We start from the raw sequence: 18024 nt of genomic DNA on the forward strand, positions 1-18024 counted from the left end.
TGTTAAAAAGCGGGACATGAGCTCGCTTTTTTATGACTGAACAAAAATAGCCTATTTGATGATAATTTCTCGCATAACATATTCTCCTGTAAGCGTTCTTACTTCAGGATACTTCGCTGAGATTTTATTGGCTTTCTTTTGATTTTCTTCGCCCCATTTTTTCATGAATGCCGCATATTTTTTCTTACTTGGCTCCATGTCGGCTGCCTTTTCAAAATAGACTATTAAGACCATATTGAACTGACCACTAACTGGGTAGTCACTACCAAAAATTTTCTAATCTTTGATATAACCCAGCTCTTTTTGAATCTTAACCGCTTTCACCCAGCTTTGACTTAAGCCAGCAAGATAGACGTCGCCCATGTTAGGATCTACTTTAACCGTAGTGACCTGCATCAACTGCGTGCCGATATCATAATCTTTATAAACCTCTAGTCGCTCTTTAGCTACTACTGAATAACTAAATAAAAGACAGAGTAGTGTAAGTAATCCGTTTTTCATTTTATTTCTCCGGTTTGTTTAAAGTTGACTTTGGAATGAATTTTCCAAAAGTCGAATCAAGTAGAGAAAAAGAAAGGAAAAATGCGACCTTGAGAACAACTTGATGGATCTATGCAATATAGTTCAGCTGTAAAAACGAGGCTTTTTTTCATTTTTAGAGCTGATAGAATATAGCTATGATTTCTTAAGTAACGTAAATGAAATGGCATCTCTTCAAGACCAACTGCTCAAAGCAGGGTTAACCACCAAACAAAAAGCGCGGCAGGCCAATACGGACAGGCGTAAAAAAAATAAACAAAAGCGTAGCGGCGTTGACGTAGGCGTTTCTTTGCAAGAGCAAATAAAGCAAGACTTGGCAAAGCAACAAGCTGAAAAACAAGCGAAAGATGCTCAACTTGAAGCGCAAAAACAACAGGCCCTTGTTGAAAAAGAGCAGTACCTAAGGATCTTACAAATCCTTGAGCATCATCAAATCAAAAACGTGAATGGTGAAAACGAGTATAATTATACTTTCGATAATAAAGTGAAAAAGCTCTATGTTGACAATGTCACGCAGCAGGCGCTCATTAAAGGGCGATTGGCATTGTGTGGATTGGATCAAACTACTTATATTGTCACCAGTGAAACTGCGGATAAAATTGCGACCTTGGATGAAAAAGTTGTCTTGTTGAAGAATGACAAAGTGGAAGAACAGTCGATTGATGAAGATGATCCTTACGCAGAATTCCAAATTCCTGATGATTTGATGTGGTAACTTTTATCTCGAGAGCTAAGCACTCACTAGCGGCATTTCATTATTGTGATAGAATGTCGCCTTTTTTCAGCAATGGCGTATAAAAAATGTTCATTATTCGTTGGCTACTTGGCCGAATTATCCTACTGATTGACTTCATCACTAGCCCGAAAAAACCTCAGCTTAGCGCAGAGCAAAAGCAAAGCATCGCTGAACAAGTAAGTCACCTTAGCCTGTATCAACTGGCGGCGTGCCCTTTTTGCGTCAAAGTGAGAAGAGCGCTAAAACGTCAAGGTATCGAAATGCCTATAGTAGATATTAAAGCTAATCAGGGCGCACCACGTGAAGAGCTACTAAAAGGCGGCGGCAAAGCAAAAGTACCTTGCTTGCGTATTGATAACGGTAAAGAAGGTGTTACTTGGATGTACGAGTCTAATGACATCATTAATTACCTCAGCACCACTATTCGCTCATAAGTTATACAACTTAACTTTCAATAGCGTGGGAAAACTGCGTACTTTTTAGTACGCTATTTTCTATCCTTCTTGTTTACTATTTAGTTCATTTACTCTGCTCCTGCCAATAATTAGATTTTATTCCTCAACCGTAATTTAATTTTGAAAGATAATTCAGCATGTTCTGCTCTTATTACTTAATAGTTCATAGGTCAGGATTTACGTTGTGCTAATCAAAACACCAAAGCGTTATGCAATATCAGAAAACGAAGTAACATCAGAAAATATTTACCGGGAAAGACGTCAGTTACTAAAAGGAATGGGCTTTATAGGTGCAAGTGCACTTATCGCTGGCACGAGCAATAAAGCTCATGCCATCGATTTTTTTGGCTCAGACGACAAGCCGAGCTTTAAGCAAAATACATTAACTTATCAAAAAGATGATTCGAATAACCAAACATTAACCCCTGAGGCTAAAGTTACCTCCCACAATAATTTCTATGAATTCGGTACTGGCAAATCTGATCCTGTAAAAAATGCGCAGGCATTTAAGGTGGACCCATGGCAATTAAAGGTTGATGGCTTAGTTGATAATCCCGTTACGCTTGATTATGACGACTTAACCAAATTGTTTGCGCTTGAAGAGCGTATCTATCGTCTGCGTTGTGTTGAAGCATGGTCAATGGTGGTGCCGTGGATAGGTTTTAGCCTAGCTGAGTTGATTAAAAAAGCGCAACCGAACAGCAATGCCAAGTTTGTGGCATTTGAAACATTGTACGATCCTGAGCAAATGCCGGGACAAAGCAGTCGATTTATTGGCGGTGGGATTCATTATCCTTATGTTGAAGGATTACGGTTAGACGAAGCACTGAATCCCCTATCGCTAATGAGTGTTGGTTTGTATGGTAAAACACTGCCACCGCAAAACGGCGCACCTATCAGGCTAATCGTACCGTGGAAATACGGCTTCAAAAGTATAAAATCCGTTGTTCGAATTACCCTCACCGATAAGCAGCCGCCGACAACGTGGAGCCAGCTTGCTGCTAGTGAGTACGGCTTTTATGCCAACGTAAACCCGAATGTTTCTCATCCCAGGTGGAGCCAAGCGAGCGAACGTAGAATAACCGGTGGAGGCCTATTCGCTAGAAACCGCATTGAAACCCAAATGTTTAATGGTTATGGCGAAGAAGTAGCGCACTTATACAAGGGCATGAACTTAAGTAAATACTACTAAATACGCCATATTTACTTATTGATTTGAGGGATATTTGTTAGATGTTAAAATTTCTTCCTTTGTTTTGGCTTAAGGTCATTATTCATCTTAGCGCTGCACTGCCTATTCTCTACTTATATTATGGTGCCTTTAGCGACACCATTGGCGCTGATCCGGTTGAGACTGTTATACACTTTACTGGGATTGGCGCCTTTAATTTATTGATTATCACTTTACTTATTTCGCCAGTAGCAAAGCAATTTAAATGGCCTAATTTGCTCAAAAGTCGTCGGCTGTTAGGCTTATATGCAGCGACTTATGCGCTTTTTCATCTGCTCAATTTCGTTGCATTTGAGTTGCAATTTGATATCGCGTTGCTGGGGAGTGAAATAATTAAAAGACCATACATTACCGTAGGCATGGCTGCATTTGTGATCATGGCGTTACTTAGCGTGACCTCGTTGAGCTACTACAAAAAGAGGCTGGGGCCGTCATGGCAAAAACTACATAACTATACTTATATCATGGCATGTCTTGTTGGTGTCCATTTTTATTGGTCGGTGAAGTCGGAAATTATAGAACCGTCCATTTATCTCGCTATTGTCATTGCGCTTTTAAGCATTCGTGGCAAGCGTATAAAACAATGGTTATTGCCTAAAAAAAATAACCGCTAATCGCATTTATTTGACATCTTGACGCAAACCGCAGTGGAAAATGTGATTGTAACTTGTTGTTACGCTTTTTTTTTAATATGTTAGCAGGTTAGCGCTAAATGAACTTTTATTTAACGCTGCATCAATAATTATAAACAATGCGCAATCAAATGCTGTGAACTTGATTTCACGCGCCTAAACAGGAAACACACCATGAGTAAAATTGTTCCATCAATTGTGATGGTGGCAGTCTCTATTGCTTTATCTGGATGTATGCAATCAGAAAAGCAGGATGCCAAAGTCACTATCAACAAAAATCCTTACCCAAGTACTTATAAAGCACTTCCTCAAACGAAAACGCTTATTCAAAATGCGACTGTATTAACAGGTACAGGTGAGCGCATTAATGGCGCAGACGTGCTTTTTGTTGATGGCAAAATCGTACAAGTAGGTCAAGGGTTAGCCTCAGATGGTGCAACGATTATCGATGGTAAAGATAAATGGGTGACTCCAGGTATTATTGATGTTCATTCACATTTAGGTGTTTACCCGAGTCCGTCGGTTGAATCACATTCTGACGGTAATGAAATGACTTCGCCAAATACCTCAGAAGTGTGGGCAGAGCACAGTGTGTGGCCACAAGATCCTGGTTTTCAAGCAGCTCGTGCGGGCGGTATTACCACGATGCAAATTTTACCAGGCTCAGCTAACTTATTTGGTGGACGCGGCGTTACTTTACGCAACGTGCCTAGCCACACCATGCAAGGCATGAAATTCCCAGAAGCACCTTACGGACTGAAAATGGCCTGTGGTGAAAACCCGAAGCGTGTTTATGGCTCTCGTAAACAAGCACCTGGCACGCGTATGGGTAACATGGCGGGTTACCGCATGGCCTTTGCTGAAGCGGCTGAGTACAAACGTGCTTGGGAAAAATACGATGCAGATTATGCAGCAGGCAAAAATCCAGAAGCGCCAGTACGTGATATCGAACTTGATACCTTAAAAGGCGTATTAGATGGCGATATCTTAATACACAATCATTGCTACAAAGCAGAAGAAATGGCAATGATGATTGACCTAAGTAAAGAATTTAACTATCACGCAGGGACATTCCATCATGCCATCGAAGCTTATAAGATTGCTGATTTACTAGGCGAAAATGGAAATTGTGCGGCGATGTGGCCAGATTGGTGGGGCTTTAAAATGGAAGCCTACGATATGGTTAAAGAAAATGTGGCTATTGTTAATGCTGTGAAAAACTCGTGTGCTGTTGTGCACTCTGATTCATCGACGACGATTCAACGCTTGAACCAAGAAGCGGGTAAAATCATGTTTGACGCGAACGATAACGGTTTTGAGTTAACTGAAGCGGACGCCATTCGTTGGATCACCTTAAATGCGGCAAAATCATTAGGTATTAATGATAAAACCGGTAGCTTAGAAGCCGGTAAAAACGCGGATGTTGTGGTGTGGAATCAAAACCCATTCAGCGTTTATGCGCAAGCAGAGCAAGTATTTGTTGATGGTGCGAAAGTTTATGATCGCCATGATAAAAAATACCAAGCTAAAAGCGACTTCATGTTAGGACAGGAATAAGGGAACCACGATGAAATTATTTAGATATTCTTTAGTTGCCTTAGGTTTAGCAAGTGCGACTTGCGCCAATGCAGCAAGCATTGCAATCACAAACGCCAAAATCCACACCGTGACCGAGCAGGGCGTATTAGAAAACGCAACGCTCGTGATTGAAAACGGCAAAATTTCAGCGATAAACCCTGATACGATCAATGCTGATGAAACGATCGATGCGCAAGGTAAAATTTTAACTCCTGGGCTAATTAACTCGTTAAACTCTTTAGGTTTAGTTGAAGTGGGCGCGGTATCAAGAACACGTGATGCGAGAGAGAAAAAAGCAGACATGACATTTGATGCCAGCTTAGCGTTTAATCCAAAATCAACGGTTATTCCTTATTCGCGTAAAGGTGGCATTACCACTGATATCGTATCGCCAAGCGGCGGTGAAAGCATGTTTAAAGGGCAAACGTTTGTTGTTAACTTGTCGGGCGAGTTTGACAGTGTTGAAAAAACGCAACAGGGCTTAGTGATTGAACTAGGCTCTAAATCTAAAGGCTCACGTGCGACTGATTTGCAGAAACTGACCTATAAGCTTGAAGATGCAGAAAAAGCGTTAGAAAAAGCGAAAGCCAAAAAGAAAGACGATAAAAAAGAGCCGAAAGAGTTAAAGCGTGATGAGAAAATCATCAATGCTGTTTTAGCTGGCGAGAAACAATTAATTGCCCATGTAGACCGCGCGACTGATATCTTAGCTTTGCTGAAATTAAAAGAGCGATTTCAGCTGAATTTAGTGTTGGTTGGCGCAGCAGACGCGGTTGTGGTTGCAGAGCAAGTTGCAGCTGCTAATGTTCCTGTTGTGTTCAGTGCAACAAGTAACTTACCTGAGAGTTTCGACTCATTACATGCGTCACTTGAAAACGCAGCTACGTTAAATAAGGCTGGTGTAAAAGTAGTGTTAACGGTTAATGGCGAAACGCATAACATGTATCAACTGCGCTTTAATGCTGGTATTGCTGTCGCTAACGGGATGCCATATGAACAAGCACTGGCTGCTGTGACTTCAAATGTAGCGGAAGTCTTTGACCTTAACGCAGGGCAAATTGCGGTTGGTAAGGACGCTGACATCGTGCTTTGGAGTGCAGATCCTTTTGAGCTTAGTTCAAAAGTAGAGAAAATTTGGATTGACGGTAAAGAGTACGACACTCGTAGTCGTCAAGATGAATTACGTGATCGTTATATGGCAGAAACTGATATGCCAAGAGCATACGTTAAATAGGACAGGTTAAGTAAGTTAATTCATACTTAAACTTTTGGTCCAACAAAATAAAACCACTTTGACTTATTCTCGAAGTGGTTTTTTACATTCAATGAGATAAAAACTAAATAACTGTTATAGCGGCAACTGATACCAGTTTTTTGCTGTTTGGTAGCACACGTCGTCTAGCGCTTCATTGCTTAAATTTATTTGTTGGGTGTAACCTTGCCACAACGATTGATAGCTTTGGTTAAATAAGGTTAATGGAAAGTTTCCCGCCAGCATTGTCCGCTTAGTGCCAAAGTGCTTAATTACTTGATTCACACTAGCGCTGACCCAATTAAAATCATATTGCCTGTCGGTCATCTCCCAGCCTGAGCACTTAATGGCGAGATGATCAAATTGCGCCAATTGTTCTATGTGATGACGCCAAGTATGCCATGCATCGATATCGCGTATTTTAGGAGGAAACCCTGCGTGATTAACCACCATTCTTGGCGTATAAATTTCGGTGCAGAAATTAACAATATGATGTAGCGTGTTGAGATCGTTTAATGAGACATGTAGCTCAAACAGCCAGTCTAATTCTTTAAGCACTTCTAAATTACGAATCACTTGATGATGTTTTAGTAACCTATCAGCTTGAGCATCCAAAATATAACGACAGCCAACCACACTTTTGTATTGTGACAATTTGCTCAGTTGATGATCAAACTCTTTCGTCGCCAAGGTAATATCAATAAAAGCAATACAGCGAAACGGCAGCGAGCAGTGTGATTCTAACCATTGTATTTCACGCCAAGGTTGTTGATTATCAAAGCCAGCTTCTATATGCACAAACCCTGCTAAATTGAGTGGCTTAGAAAGTACTATATCTTTTTCATCAAAGCTTTTGTTTATCACGTTTTTATCTGGCCACAAGGGTTCATTACATGGCTTTAGCCAATCGTAATTACCTTTAGACAAGTTGAACAGGTGGATGTGAGGATCGATAATGTTCACTGTAAACCTCTCAATGTGATGATTATTGTGCTGTGTAACCGCCATCGATGACTTGCAAGCTGCCTGTAATAAAACGCGCCTGCTCTGAACACATAAAGTAAACTAAATCAGCGACTTCTTCAGGTTGGCCTAATCGACCTAATGGTTGCAATTGTTGTTCTTCTTGATGAACCTCTGCTTTATTAGCACCAGATTTTTCGCAGTATTTATTTATTGCTTGATGATAAAGCGGAGTTTCAATAGTACCCGGACATACCGCATTTGCTGTGATGTTAAACGGTGCATAATCGAGCGCCGTAGTTTTTGCCATAGAAGCGAGCGCTGTTTTACTTAAGTTATAAGCAAAAGAGTTGCGCTTTCCGATTAATGCTTGATCTGATGCTATTAATACTATTGCGCCGTACTTGTGTTTTTTCATGCTTGGTAACACTGCTTTTATGGCCGCATAAGCACCTTTGACATTGATGTTGAAAACGGTTTCCAAATCATCCTCTGTCGTCACTTCTATATTGCCGGAGTAGTGAATTCCGGCATTCGACACTAACGCCGAAATGTGGTGTTCATTGGCAATGTCTTTAATAATCTTATCAACTTGCGCGACCTTGGTGATATCGCATGCGCGATAAATTCCAATTTCACTAGCTTGTCTATCTATATTAAAGACTGTAAAACCTTCGGCAATAAATTTTTTCACGATACTCAAGCCAATACCCGAGCTACCACCCGTAACAACACATACTTTTTTCATAGGGACAATTTTTAGTGAATATTAGTAATATAATAGCGCTATCAAGACCTTGTCGGTAGGTTTTTAACGTTTCGGGTGATAAAAATAAAGACATAATATTTTACCAAAAAGTTATTGCTTCTTACATTTTACTTTGTTTAATAAGTGTCATAATAGAAAATAAAGGTAAGGCGGAGAGGGTAATGACAGTGCTTAAAATGAGCAATTTACTAACGACGAAAATGATGTTAATTACTGCGTTATTCGTTGTCAGTTGCGGCGGTTCGAGCGACTCTAACAATGACGACGTCGTAATAGATCCAATCGTCAATGAAATAGTGCTCGATGTGGTTAGTGATTTTCAATTGAGCAACACTGTCGAGGTTGTATCAGAAGTTAATCAACGCCTCAATGGATTACCTATTGATGAATTCTTCGAACAAGCTTATTTAGTTATCGTTGAGCGTAACCACGATGACATTATTTCAGACGGAAAATTGTCAGAATTTGGCATTGAAAATCCAGAGCTTTTTAATATCTCCGATGAGTTTGATCAGCAATTGGTTGCTATCAAAGCAGAAATCTCTTCACTATTGTCAGCTTATGAATTAAGTGAAATGACGGCAAGTCAGAGGCTCTCAGCTCGTATATTTGAGTCATATCTTAGTTTTGAAATTCAATGGGGTGAATTTCGTCATTTTAACTACCCAGCCACCTATGGATTATTTGGTTGGCCAAGCAATACCGAGCGATATTTTACCGATCTAATTCCTGTTACAAATCAAAGCGAAGCTGAAATATTTTTAGTGCTTGCCAATCAAGTTCAAAGACGCATTGAACAAATTATCACTCTGATAGAGACAAGGGAGTCGTTAGGAATTATTGAACCGCGAATCACAGCAGACTTCTCTCGCAACAATGTCGACACTATCGCCAACGGAAACCCAAGAACAACAAGTTATTACCAAGCGTACTTACAAAAAGTAAATCAACTTAATGATGTGACTAATGCAGAGCGCAACATCATGCTTGACAAGATGGAGGCAATTGTTGAGCAGAAAATCATTCCAGCTTATCAAGCATTATCCAAAAAAATGCTCGATTTAAGGGCCAAAGCTCCGACAGAAATAGGGTTTGGTCAATTTGACGGAGGAGATGAGTTTTACCAGTTCACGCTTAAATATTTTACTTCCAGTGAGATGACACCAGCAGAAATCCATCAATTAGGTTTAGATGAGCTAGCCAGAATAAAGGCTGAAATGCGCGTTCATTTTGATACGTTAGGGTATCCACAAAATGAATCAATAGCCTCTCTGTATGCCAGAGTTGATAGCGATGGTGGAACAATTAGAGGTGAAGATGCTATTGCGTTGTATGACGACATCATTGCTCGAGCTTACCAAGAATTACCGCTTTATTTTAATCGACTGCCGCAACAGGAAATGGTTGTCATTGGTGGAGAAAGTGGCGGTTTCTATATTGCAGGCTCAGATGATGGGGTAAGGCCAGGTGCTTTTTATGCATATACGGCGGGCGATCAGCCATATACCACTATGCCCACTCTTGCCTATCATGAGGCGGTTCCTGGTCATCATATGCAAATAGCGATTGCCAATGAACTGTCACTGCCTTTATTTAGGCGAAAAGTAAACTTCACATCTTTTGTCGAAGGCTGGGGGTTATATGCAGAGCGTTTAGCTAAAGACGTTGGCTGGTATGAAAATGATATTTATGGTGACTTAGGCCGATTACAATTTGAAGCAATGCGGGCTTCAAGGTTAGTTCTCGATACCGGTATTCATGCGATGGGCTGGTCGTATGCGCAGTCAGAGCAATTTTCTAGGGATAACATTGGTAACCGAGGCTCGATTGCTCGTTATAGTGTGTGGCCGGGTCAGGCAACAGCGTACACTACAGGAATGCTTAAAATTCTTGAACTTCGTGAATTAGCTGAGCAAAGCCTAGGTAAAGATTATGACATTAGAGCCTTTCACTCCGCTGTGATTGAAAATGGCTCGATGCCGCTAACGATTTTAGAAGATGTCGTGGCGCAATATATTCAGGATCAGAATAATTAGTTTGCAATTAAAAACTGTTAATAAGCTAAGGTTACTAGGTATAATTGGCACATTCAGTTTTTTAAGGCAGCAATATGAGAGTTTGTGGTGTAGAACTAAAGGGCAATGATGCGATTGTCTGTTTAATGGCGTTAGCGGATGGTTTGTATGACATTCCACAATTAAGAGTACAAAAAATTTCAATTGTTGATGCAGGTGATGCAGAGCAAATACGCAAGTTTCAGTTTACTTTTGCTAAACTTGTTGAAGATTATAAAATTGATAAAGTTGTGATTAAAGGACGTGCTATTAAAGGTAAATTTGCTGGCGGTCCAGTGGGTTTTAAACTTGAAGCAGCTATCCAGTTGATAAATGATCTAGATGTTGAAATTCTATCTGGCAGCTTTGTTAAAAAAGCATTAACTAAAACCCAAGTAGACATAGATTTTCGCGATACAGGATTGCGTAACTACCAACAAACGGCATTTGAAACTGTATTTGCTTATTTAGACAGTCAGTAAATTACACAGACACGCAAAGCGTTATTCAGCGCTTTGCGTATTTTCACTTCTTTTCGTTTTTCTTTTCAATTTATGCCAGTTGTTTATCGCAGGTGAATTTCTACTTTAAAAATTCACACTAACATGCTTTAATTAATTTATAACAAGTCAGACCACTTACCAGTTTTGGTTGTAGAGGAAAGAAAAAATGCCAGAGTACAAAGCACCTATCCGCGACATGAAATTTGTCATGCAAGAATTGCTTGATTGTGAAAGCCACTATCAAAGCTTAGGTTATGAAGATGCAACGCTTGATATGGTTGATGCCATCATGTCTGAAGCGGCAAAATTTAATGAACAAGTGATTGCCCCAATCAACCAAATAGGCGATGAGCAGGGTTGTACTTGGAATGATGGTGTGGTGACAACGCCAGACGGCTTTAAAGAAGCTTATCAACAGTATGTTGAAGGCGGCTGGCCGACATTATCTCAACCAGTTGAGTACGGTGGTCAAGGACTTCCACACTCATTAAATACTGCAATTGGCGAGTTTTCATCGGCGGCTAACCACAGTTTTGCAATGTACCCTGGATTAAGCCACGGTGCCTTGGCAACACTTGATGCACACGGTACTGACGAGCAAAAAGCGATGTTTATGCCAAAGTTAGTTGAAGGAACTTGGACGGGCACCATGTGTCTTACTGAGCCACATTGTGGCACTGATTTAGGTATGTTGCGTACCAAGGCCGAGCTAAACGAAGACGGTACTTATTCGTTAAGCGGAACGAAGATTTTTATTTCTGCTGGTGAGCATGACATGTCGGACAATATCGTACATATTGTTATTGCACGTGTGCCGGGCTCTCCTGAGGGTACTAAGGGTATTTCATTGTTTATCGTGCCTAAATTTAACGTATCAGCTGCTGGCGAAGTAGAAGATAGAAACGGTGTAAGCTGCGGTTCGATAGAGCATAAAATGGGCATCAATGCCAATGCAACTTGTGTTATCAATTTTGATGGTGCGAAAGGTTACTTAATTGGCGAAATTAACCGTGGCTTAAATTGCATGTTTACTTTCATGAATGCGGCTCGTTTAGGTGTGGCGAATGAAGGAGTAGCAGCGGCAGAAGCGGCTTTCCAAGGTTCATTGGCGTATGCCAAAGATCGTTTACAAATGCGCTCTTTATCTGGCCCTAAAAATCCAGAGGGAGCAGCCGATCCAATCATTGTTCATCCCGACGTTCGACGTATGTTACTAACGCAAAAGTCGATTGCAGAAGGTGGTCGCGCGTTAAATGGTTATTTATCTCAGCTTGTTGATATCGTTGAAGTAGAAAAAGACCCTGCAAAAGTTGCAGAGGCGAATAGCAAGTTAGCACTGCTAACACCAATTGCTAAAGCATTTTTAACTGAGGTAGGCTTAGAGTGTACAAGCCACGGCGTTCAAGTTTATGGCGGACATGGTTTCATCAAAGAGTGGGGCATGGAGCAGTTGATGCGTGATACCAAAATCAGCTGTTTATACGAAGGCACCACGGGGATTCAAGCGCTTGACTTATTAGCTCGTAAAATTCTGGGCTCAAAAGGCGAATTGATTAAGCCATTTGCTGCGGAAGTGACACAATTCTGTACTGAGAATATTACTGATGAGCAAATGAGTGAGTTCATTAAACCGATGATCACTATTGCTCCAAACTGGCAAAAAATGACCCAAGAAATTGGCATGAAAGCGATGCAAAATCCAGATGAGATTGGCGCGGCATCTGTTGATTACTTAATGTATTCAGGTTATTTAACATTGGCCTATTTTTGGGCAAAAATGGCAAAAGTTGCTTTTGATAAATTATCAGAAGGTACTTCTGATGTGGCTTTCTATGAAGCTAAAATTAAAACAGCAAGGTTTTATTTTGCACGCATATTACCGCGAACACACGGTCATGCCGCATGTATTGAAAACGGCGCAGCCAGTATGATGGCGCATGATGAAGATGAATTCCTAATTTAATTCATTATTTAAAATCATCAAAAAGGAGCTTAAGGGCTCCTTTTTTGTGTCTGAAAATTAGACAAGATTAAAAAATGTCGTTAATGTAGTTGTAACTATGAATTGTTTCGTAGATAGGTTTGAACTCACTAATGATGACTGTAATAACATAGGGAGTAATGTGAATGTTAAAGGTCTTTAATATCTTGGTTGTTCTTTTTATTGGTGTAATTATCGTGGGGTGTAGCTCATCGAAACATCAGGAGCTAACAAATTTATTGGCGCAAAACTCTATATCAGTCAATCATGAACTGTTTAATAATCTTGCGATAAAAGTTACCAGTGAGGAAGAGCTTTTTGCCCTTACTGATGAGCAAGAGCAAGAGTTCCTAGGTTATTACCATAAGCAACAGGCAAAAGGTGAAAAAGCCCATGTAATTGTCAGTAATTACTTATCCAACTATTTAAGTAATTTCACCTACTATGGAGCAAACTATACCGCGACACAAGCGATGGCGCTTAAGCAAGGAAACTGCATGAGTTTAGCGATATTCTCAGTGGCGCTGGCTCGATTAACGGATATCGAGTTTGATTTTCGTGAAGTCACTAGTATCCCGGTATTTGAACAAAAAAATAATTTATTATTGTCTTCATCACACGTGCAGACACGATTATATGATCCTTCTTTTACTCCCGATAAAGAGTCTATTACCATTATTCGCCCCAGTGTCGTAATTGATTATTTCCCTAATGAAAATAATATCAGGGGCCGTTATTTTAGTTACCATCAGTTTTTATCATTGTACTATCAAAATATGGCAGCAGACGCACTTGTGGCGGGGGATTTAGATTCTGCTTTTGCTAATGCTTATACTGCACACAAATACGATACGCAAAGTGACAAGGCGTTAAATCTACTGGCCGTAGTTCACCGACGAAAAGGGGATATTGAAACGGCTGAAAAAATATATGTTGCTGCAATTGGTTACGAACCGGAGAGCATTTCATTAATGAATAATTATGCGGTTTTGCTGGACAAAACTAATCGAGACCGAGAGGCGATAATGATTAAAGAGCAGCTCGCCGAACTTGATGATCCAAATCCATATAGCTGGTTAGAGCAGGCATATGTTTATAAAGCGCAAGGGAAGTATCATTTGGCGATCAAAACTTATGGTAAGGTTATCGACTTGGCGCCTTACGTCAATGAAGCATACCTAGGACTGTACCAATCACATATTGCATTGGGTGACCCAAACAAAGCTCAAGATGCGTTAAGAGCAGGTTTAGAGTGGACGTATGAGCCTAACCAACGTAGCACGTTTAAATATAAACTCTATGGTAAGAATGCGGTTACACCAACATCAATGAGCGAACACTATTAGCTCGCTCTGATGTCGGGGGAAGCTAAACTACTATTTGATGATTTCTTTGATTGCCAGCTCTATACGTGGATCTTCAGTATCAGAGCTTGTGGATTTAAAGACTATTTCCCCTTTTTTATTGATATAAAAAGTGGTTGGTGTACCTACTACACCATAACGCTCAGCAATTGTGTCACCGCCTATTGCTGTCATAAAGTCATAACCTCTTGCTATTAATTCGTCCTGCGGTGTAGCGCCAGGATCTTCATTAAAACTGATACCAATTAACGTAACTTCACTTGCTTGATACTTTTTTTGCATCGCTACGAGTGTTGGCTGCAGTTTTTTGCAATATGGGCACCATGTTGCCCAAAAGTGCAAGATCACAGGCTTACCTTTAAGTTGATCCAATGAGATGGCTTGTCCATCTTGAGTTTTAAGTTGCCAATTCGGAGCGATGTCAACGGCATAGCTTTGCGTTGATAACAATGCTGTGATGGCAAAAAGATAGCAGGCAAATAGTATTTTTTTCATGGTTATCTCTTTTTCATTGCTTAATTATTATAGTCTGAACCTGAAAAGACCTGCTTATTGTGAATAAGTGTTCAACAAGCGTCAGATAAAATCATATCCGCCGCTTTAGCTCCAATCATAATGGTGGGCGCATTGGTGTTGCCACTGATCAATGTCGGCATGATTGACGCATCGACGACACGAAGATTGTCAATGCCATGTACTCTTAATTCATCATCGACAACGGCGAGTGCATCATGACCCATTTTGCAGGTGCCAACAGGGTGGTAAATGGTGTTGGCTTTTTCCTTCAAGAACTCCAAAATTTCATCATCAGATTGACAGTCTTGTCCTGGAAAAACTTCGCTACCTAAATCTTGTTTTAGGGCAGGTTGCTCAAATATGTCTCGCATTGCTCTGACTGCTTTGATCATGATTTTTTGATCGCTTTCGTCACTGAGCATGTTCAAATTGATGTTAGGGTGCAGTTTAGGGTTACTGCCGAACAAAGTCACAGAGCCTCTGCTTTTTGGACGCAACAAGCAGCTGTGCATTGCTACGCCATATTGGCACATCAGCTTCAAATTTCTGCCGTGGTCATCCATTGCAGCAGGAATAAAATGAATTTGCAGATCTGGTCGATCCAAATCTGGCTCAGACTTTATAAAACCACCAGCTTCTGCCACGGACGTTGTAAGTACTCCTGAACGGCTATGCAAGAATTTAAATAGATGGCTAGATAATTTGGCAAGTGCGACAGGGCGATAGGCGATAACATCAGTTCTATTGGTTTTATTAACGACTAAAACGTCAACATGTTCTTGCAGGTTTTGACCTACACCATCAAGCTCATGCAATACTTCAATATTGTGCTTTGATAATTCGATTTTAGGCCCTATACCTGAAAGCATTAATAACTGCGGAGAGCCAAAAGCTCCGGCACTTAAAATAACTTCTTTATGTGCGTAGATTTGCTTTATTTTTCCTTTCTTCGTAAATTGTACGCCGATTGCTTGCTTCTCTTCTACAAGTACTTTTTCAACTAACACATCTGTGAGCACCGTTAGGTTGGGGCGAGCAAGATTAGGCGTTAAAAAAGCTTTGGCAGCGCTACAACGAAGGCCATTCTTTTGGGTCACCTGAAAATAGCCAACACCTTCTTGGTCTTTACCGTTAAAATCATCATTTGGTTGATAACCTGCTTGCTGAGCGGCGGTAATAAAGTCATCAAATATTGGTAATTTTGAATGTGACTCAGTGACATTTAGGCCGCCATTGATACCGTGATATTCACTTTCACCACGCTCTTGATGTTGTGTCGCTCTGAAGTAGGGTAAAACGTCTTTATAAGCCCATCCTTTGTTACCCAAACTTTCCCAATGATCATAATCTTCTTTTTGGCCACGAACATAAAGCATTGCATTAACAGAACTACTACCGCCGAGAGTTTTTCCGCGAGGGTTAAATATTTGTCGTTGATGTTGTGTGTTTTCAGGGGATGAATTGTAAAGCCAGTTGAGTGTTTTACTTTTCATCAACTCAACAACGCCGATGGGTAGGTGGATCAACCAAGAGCTGTCTTTAGGACCTGCTTCAAGTAAGCAAACTTGATAATTACCACAAGCAGATAACTTATCGGCTAATACACAGCCGGCAGAGCCGCCACCGACAATAATATAGTCAAATTTGTTCATTAGTTAATCCATATTGATTTGTTTTTATAGTGTATTTATACCTTAAATGCAGAGAAAATGTGATTAAAATCGTTAAAAGTACGTAATAATAAAAAAGGAGGCGATAGCCTCCTTTATTTTCAAATGCAATTATGGAACGTTATTTTAAACCTAAGACTTGCTTACCTTGGTCAAAAACAATATCCACCGGAATGCTAGCTGCTTCAAGTTTTGCCAAACTACTTGCCAGGTCATCTTTGATGATGCCTTTTTCATTCACAAGATTTTCAACGCCTTGGTAATCGCCGTTTCCTTGTAGAGTCAAGATAAGCTCTGACAGTGAATCAATAGCTGCGGTCATCTTTTCGATATCTACACGGTAAAGACCTTGCTCGTTACGGCTAAAAGCGCCTTGCTCTTGAAAGTAATTAAAGCGAACCATGTTGGCTTTACCATGAGCTGAGCTTGCGCCAAAACGTACTGAGCGGAATATTCCAGCCATAAAAGTAGTGTAATAATCTTCTAACTTTCCTTCAGTGATAGCGCCTTTGGCTAGCAGTTGCTTCACCATGTACAAGCCTAGTACATCGGCCTTGCCTTCTTCCAATGCTGATGCATGTTCTTTCAATGCTTGGCGAACGGTACCTTTATCATTAATAGTGTTTTTGATACCTAAACCATGAGCGACTTCGTGGAACATAGTATTAGCAAAAAATCCTGTAAAGGTTACGTTTTTACGTTGCTCTGGCACAATAAGCGTTTCAGCGATTGGTAGCATGATCGCATCAAACTTTGCACGCATGGCATTTTTAAGCTGTAAACGACGAGTCCCTTTTTCCAGCTGTACTTGCTCATCATTTGGCAAGTTGATCGCGATAGTTTTACTACCCGCATTTGAGTGGCCCGCATAATAAACCACGTCATATGCGTTTAAGTCAGCGTCAGAGCCAGGAGTTTCTTGCTTGTATTGCTTTTTAACGGGTAACTCACGTTGAAGTTCAGGTAAAAATGCGGCGTATTTAGCTAACTTTTCGCTCCAAGACATATCTTTGATTAATACATAAGATTCAAATGCTGCGCGGTAGCCGTATAATTGGTCTTCATACGTCTCTATTGGACCTATAACAACGTCAATAGGATTATTCTTCATGTCCATCCATGCAAAGTCAGACGCTTGATAATCGTCTGTTTTAAGCGCTTTTGCACGCATGTTTAGGTAATTAGCAAATTCTTTGTCTTCTGCAAACTTAGCTGCCTGTTCAAGAATAGCGGCAGCGCGATTCACTTCATCGCTGTACTCTTCAGAGTATGCAATAGTTGAAAGCTTGCCCTGTTCGTCGCGTCTTACGATTGAATAGAGACCTGTTTTGTCATTGAAGTCTTGCTGTTCAAATTCTGCTTTTGTCATGTCGGTTGGGTACATTTGTGCGCCGTGGCTTTTTTCTTTAAAGCCACTAAGGAATACTTTGTCTCCATCTAAACGATCCCAAGGACCATAGTTAATATCCGCAAAGGCTCTTACTTTAGGATCTGCAATATTTGCGAGAAAAGCTTCTTTGTCTAACCCGAATGCTTGCTTCCAAAACAAATCATCCATAATTTTAGACGCATCAATCAGCAAGCTAACCATTTGTTTTTGATTGCTGGTCAGGTGGCTTAAATCAGCGCTGAGCGTAACTGTTTTGTATATATCGAGTCTATCTTGGTAATTTTCGACAAGTTTAGAAGATGGTGTCGCTGGGGCTGTTTTTTCGCCGCAAGCTGTTAAAGCGCCAGTTGCTAATAATACAACTGCTGCAATTTTTGTTAGTTTCATAGC

Annotated in this window: 17 protein-coding genes; 10 read left to right on the forward strand and 7 right to left on the reverse strand. The window is 40.5% G+C overall.

What is annotated here, in order from left to right:
- Nucleotides 1–51 precede the first annotated feature (51 nt).
- Entirely contained in the window at nucleotides 52–234 is a 183-nt protein-coding gene (locus tag QUE03_RS06085) for a hypothetical protein (RefSeq protein WP_286266177.1), read from the reverse strand.
- A gap of 42 nt (nucleotides 235–276) precedes the next feature.
- The gene (locus tag QUE03_RS06090) at nucleotides 277–501 is read right to left on the reverse strand and encodes a hypothetical protein (protein ID WP_286266181.1); all 225 of its coding nucleotides are present in this window, start codon (nucleotides 499–501) and stop codon (nucleotides 277–279) included.
- A gap of 202 nt (nucleotides 502–703) precedes the next feature.
- Between QUE03_RS06090 and QUE03_RS06095 the strand changes: the two genes are divergently transcribed.
- The 6 genes from QUE03_RS06095 to QUE03_RS06120 all read left to right on the forward strand — a co-directional run bounded on the left by QUE03_RS06095 (nucleotide 704) and on the right by QUE03_RS06120 (nucleotide 6406).
- Nucleotides 704–1255, forward strand: a complete 552-nt coding sequence (locus tag QUE03_RS06095) for a DUF2058 domain-containing protein (protein ID WP_286266183.1) — start codon at nucleotides 704–706, stop codon at nucleotides 1253–1255.
- A gap of 86 nt (nucleotides 1256–1341) precedes the next feature.
- Nucleotides 1342–1710: a glutaredoxin family protein gene (locus QUE03_RS06100; protein WP_286266185.1), complete on the forward strand. Its 369-nt coding sequence runs from the start codon at nucleotides 1342–1344 to the stop codon at nucleotides 1708–1710.
- Between the two features lie 205 nt (nucleotides 1711–1915).
- The gene (msrP, locus tag QUE03_RS06105; protein WP_286266187.1) at nucleotides 1916–2923 is read left to right on the forward strand and encodes a protein-methionine-sulfoxide reductase catalytic subunit MsrP; all 1008 of its coding nucleotides are present in this window, start codon (nucleotides 1916–1918) and stop codon (nucleotides 2921–2923) included.
- A gap of 41 nt (nucleotides 2924–2964) precedes the next feature.
- On the forward strand, nucleotides 2965–3576 hold the full coding sequence (gene msrQ, locus QUE03_RS06110) for a protein-methionine-sulfoxide reductase heme-binding subunit MsrQ (RefSeq protein ID WP_286266190.1): 612 nt from the start codon (nucleotides 2965–2967) through the stop codon (nucleotides 3574–3576).
- 192 nt (nucleotides 3577–3768) lie between these two features.
- Nucleotides 3769–5151 (forward strand): amidohydrolase, encoded by a 1383-nt coding sequence (locus QUE03_RS06115; RefSeq protein WP_286266192.1) that lies wholly within the window; start codon nucleotides 3769–3771, stop codon nucleotides 5149–5151.
- 10 nt (nucleotides 5152–5161) lie between these two features.
- Entirely contained in the window at nucleotides 5162–6406 is a 1245-nt protein-coding gene (locus QUE03_RS06120) for an amidohydrolase family protein (protein WP_286266194.1), read from the forward strand.
- Between the two features lie 114 nt (nucleotides 6407–6520).
- Here QUE03_RS06120 and QUE03_RS06125 read toward each other — a convergent pair whose 3' ends face one another.
- The gene (locus tag QUE03_RS06125) at nucleotides 6521–7387 is read right to left on the reverse strand and encodes an amidohydrolase family protein (protein WP_286266196.1); all 867 of its coding nucleotides are present in this window, start codon (nucleotides 7385–7387) and stop codon (nucleotides 6521–6523) included.
- 22 nt (nucleotides 7388–7409) lie between these two features.
- Nucleotides 7410–8135 (reverse strand): SDR family NAD(P)-dependent oxidoreductase, encoded by a 726-nt coding sequence (locus QUE03_RS06130; RefSeq protein ID WP_286266199.1) that lies wholly within the window; start codon nucleotides 8133–8135, stop codon nucleotides 7410–7412.
- 182 nt (nucleotides 8136–8317) lie between these two features.
- Here QUE03_RS06130 and QUE03_RS06135 point away from each other — a divergent pair, with 182 nt between their 5' ends.
- The 4 genes from QUE03_RS06135 to QUE03_RS06150 all read left to right on the forward strand — a co-directional run bounded on the left by QUE03_RS06135 (nucleotide 8318) and on the right by QUE03_RS06150 (nucleotide 14040).
- The gene (locus QUE03_RS06135) at nucleotides 8318–10192 is read left to right on the forward strand and encodes a DUF885 domain-containing protein (protein ID WP_286266201.1); all 1875 of its coding nucleotides are present in this window, start codon (nucleotides 8318–8320) and stop codon (nucleotides 10190–10192) included.
- Nucleotides 10193–10266: 74 nt separating this feature from the next.
- Nucleotides 10267–10692, forward strand: coding sequence for a DUF3010 family protein (locus QUE03_RS06140; protein WP_286266203.1), 426 nt, complete (start codon nucleotides 10267–10269; stop codon nucleotides 10690–10692).
- Between the two features lie 187 nt (nucleotides 10693–10879).
- Entirely contained in the window at nucleotides 10880–12676 is a 1797-nt protein-coding gene (locus QUE03_RS06145; RefSeq protein ID WP_286266205.1) for an acyl-CoA dehydrogenase C-terminal domain-containing protein, read from the forward strand.
- A 164-nt stretch (nucleotides 12677–12840) separates the two neighbouring features.
- Nucleotides 12841–14040, forward strand: coding sequence for a tetratricopeptide repeat protein (locus QUE03_RS06150; protein WP_286266208.1), 1200 nt, complete (start codon nucleotides 12841–12843; stop codon nucleotides 14038–14040).
- A 30-nt stretch (nucleotides 14041–14070) separates the two neighbouring features.
- Here QUE03_RS06150 and QUE03_RS06155 read toward each other — a convergent pair whose 3' ends face one another.
- From QUE03_RS06155 to QUE03_RS06165, 3 genes are all read right to left on the reverse strand, one after another.
- Nucleotides 14071–14553, reverse strand: coding sequence for a TlpA family protein disulfide reductase (locus tag QUE03_RS06155; protein ID WP_286266211.1), 483 nt, complete (start codon nucleotides 14551–14553; stop codon nucleotides 14071–14073).
- 71 nt (nucleotides 14554–14624) lie between these two features.
- A complete protein-coding gene (locus QUE03_RS06160; protein ID WP_286266212.1) occupies nucleotides 14625–16226 on the reverse strand; it encodes a GMC family oxidoreductase in 1602 nt (533 codons plus the stop codon).
- 139 nt (nucleotides 16227–16365) lie between these two features.
- Nucleotides 16366–18021, reverse strand: a complete 1656-nt coding sequence (locus tag QUE03_RS06165; protein ID WP_286266213.1) for a DUF8614 domain-containing protein — start codon at nucleotides 18019–18021, stop codon at nucleotides 16366–16368.
- Nucleotides 18022–18024 lie beyond the last annotated feature (3 nt).

It is taken from the genome of Thalassotalea atypica, from assembly GCF_030295975.1.
Lineage (GTDB): Bacteria > Pseudomonadota > Gammaproteobacteria > Enterobacterales > Alteromonadaceae > Thalassotalea_F > Thalassotalea_F atypica.

Coding starts and splice junctions, on each gene's coding strand:
- QUE03_RS06135 (WP_286266201.1), top strand. CDS start 8,318: ATGACAGTGCTTAAAATGAGCAATTTACTAACGACGAAAATGATGTTA.
- QUE03_RS06165 (WP_286266213.1), bottom strand. CDS start 18,021: ATGAAACTAACAAAAATTGCAGCAGTTGTATTATTAGCAACTGGCGCT.
- QUE03_RS06145 (WP_286266205.1), top strand. CDS start 10,880: ATGCCAGAGTACAAAGCACCTATCCGCGACATGAAATTTGTCATGCAA.
- msrQ (WP_286266190.1), top strand. CDS start 2,965: ATGTTAAAATTTCTTCCTTTGTTTTGGCTTAAGGTCATTATTCATCTT.
- QUE03_RS06085 (WP_286266177.1), bottom strand. CDS start 234: ATGGTCTTAATAGTCTATTTTGAAAAGGCAGCCGACATGGAGCCAAGT.
- QUE03_RS06130 (WP_286266199.1), bottom strand. CDS start 8,135: ATGAAAAAAGTATGTGTTGTTACGGGTGGTAGCTCGGGTATTGGCTTG.
- QUE03_RS06140 (WP_286266203.1), top strand. CDS start 10,267: ATGAGAGTTTGTGGTGTAGAACTAAAGGGCAATGATGCGATTGTCTGT.
- QUE03_RS06155 (WP_286266211.1), bottom strand. CDS start 14,553: ATGAAAAAAATACTATTTGCCTGCTATCTTTTTGCCATCACAGCATTG.
- QUE03_RS06095 (WP_286266183.1), top strand. CDS start 704: ATGGCATCTCTTCAAGACCAACTGCTCAAAGCAGGGTTAACCACCAAA.
- QUE03_RS06100 (WP_286266185.1), top strand. CDS start 1,342: ATGTTCATTATTCGTTGGCTACTTGGCCGAATTATCCTACTGATTGAC.
- QUE03_RS06115 (WP_286266192.1), top strand. CDS start 3,769: ATGAGTAAAATTGTTCCATCAATTGTGATGGTGGCAGTCTCTATTGCT.
- QUE03_RS06120 (WP_286266194.1), top strand. CDS start 5,162: ATGAAATTATTTAGATATTCTTTAGTTGCCTTAGGTTTAGCAAGTGCG.
- QUE03_RS06160 (WP_286266212.1), bottom strand. CDS start 16,226: ATGAACAAATTTGACTATATTATTGTCGGTGGCGGCTCTGCCGGCTGT.
- QUE03_RS06150 (WP_286266208.1), top strand. CDS start 12,841: ATGTTAAAGGTCTTTAATATCTTGGTTGTTCTTTTTATTGGTGTAATT.
- QUE03_RS06090 (WP_286266181.1), bottom strand. CDS start 501: ATGAAAAACGGATTACTTACACTACTCTGTCTTTTATTTAGTTATTCA.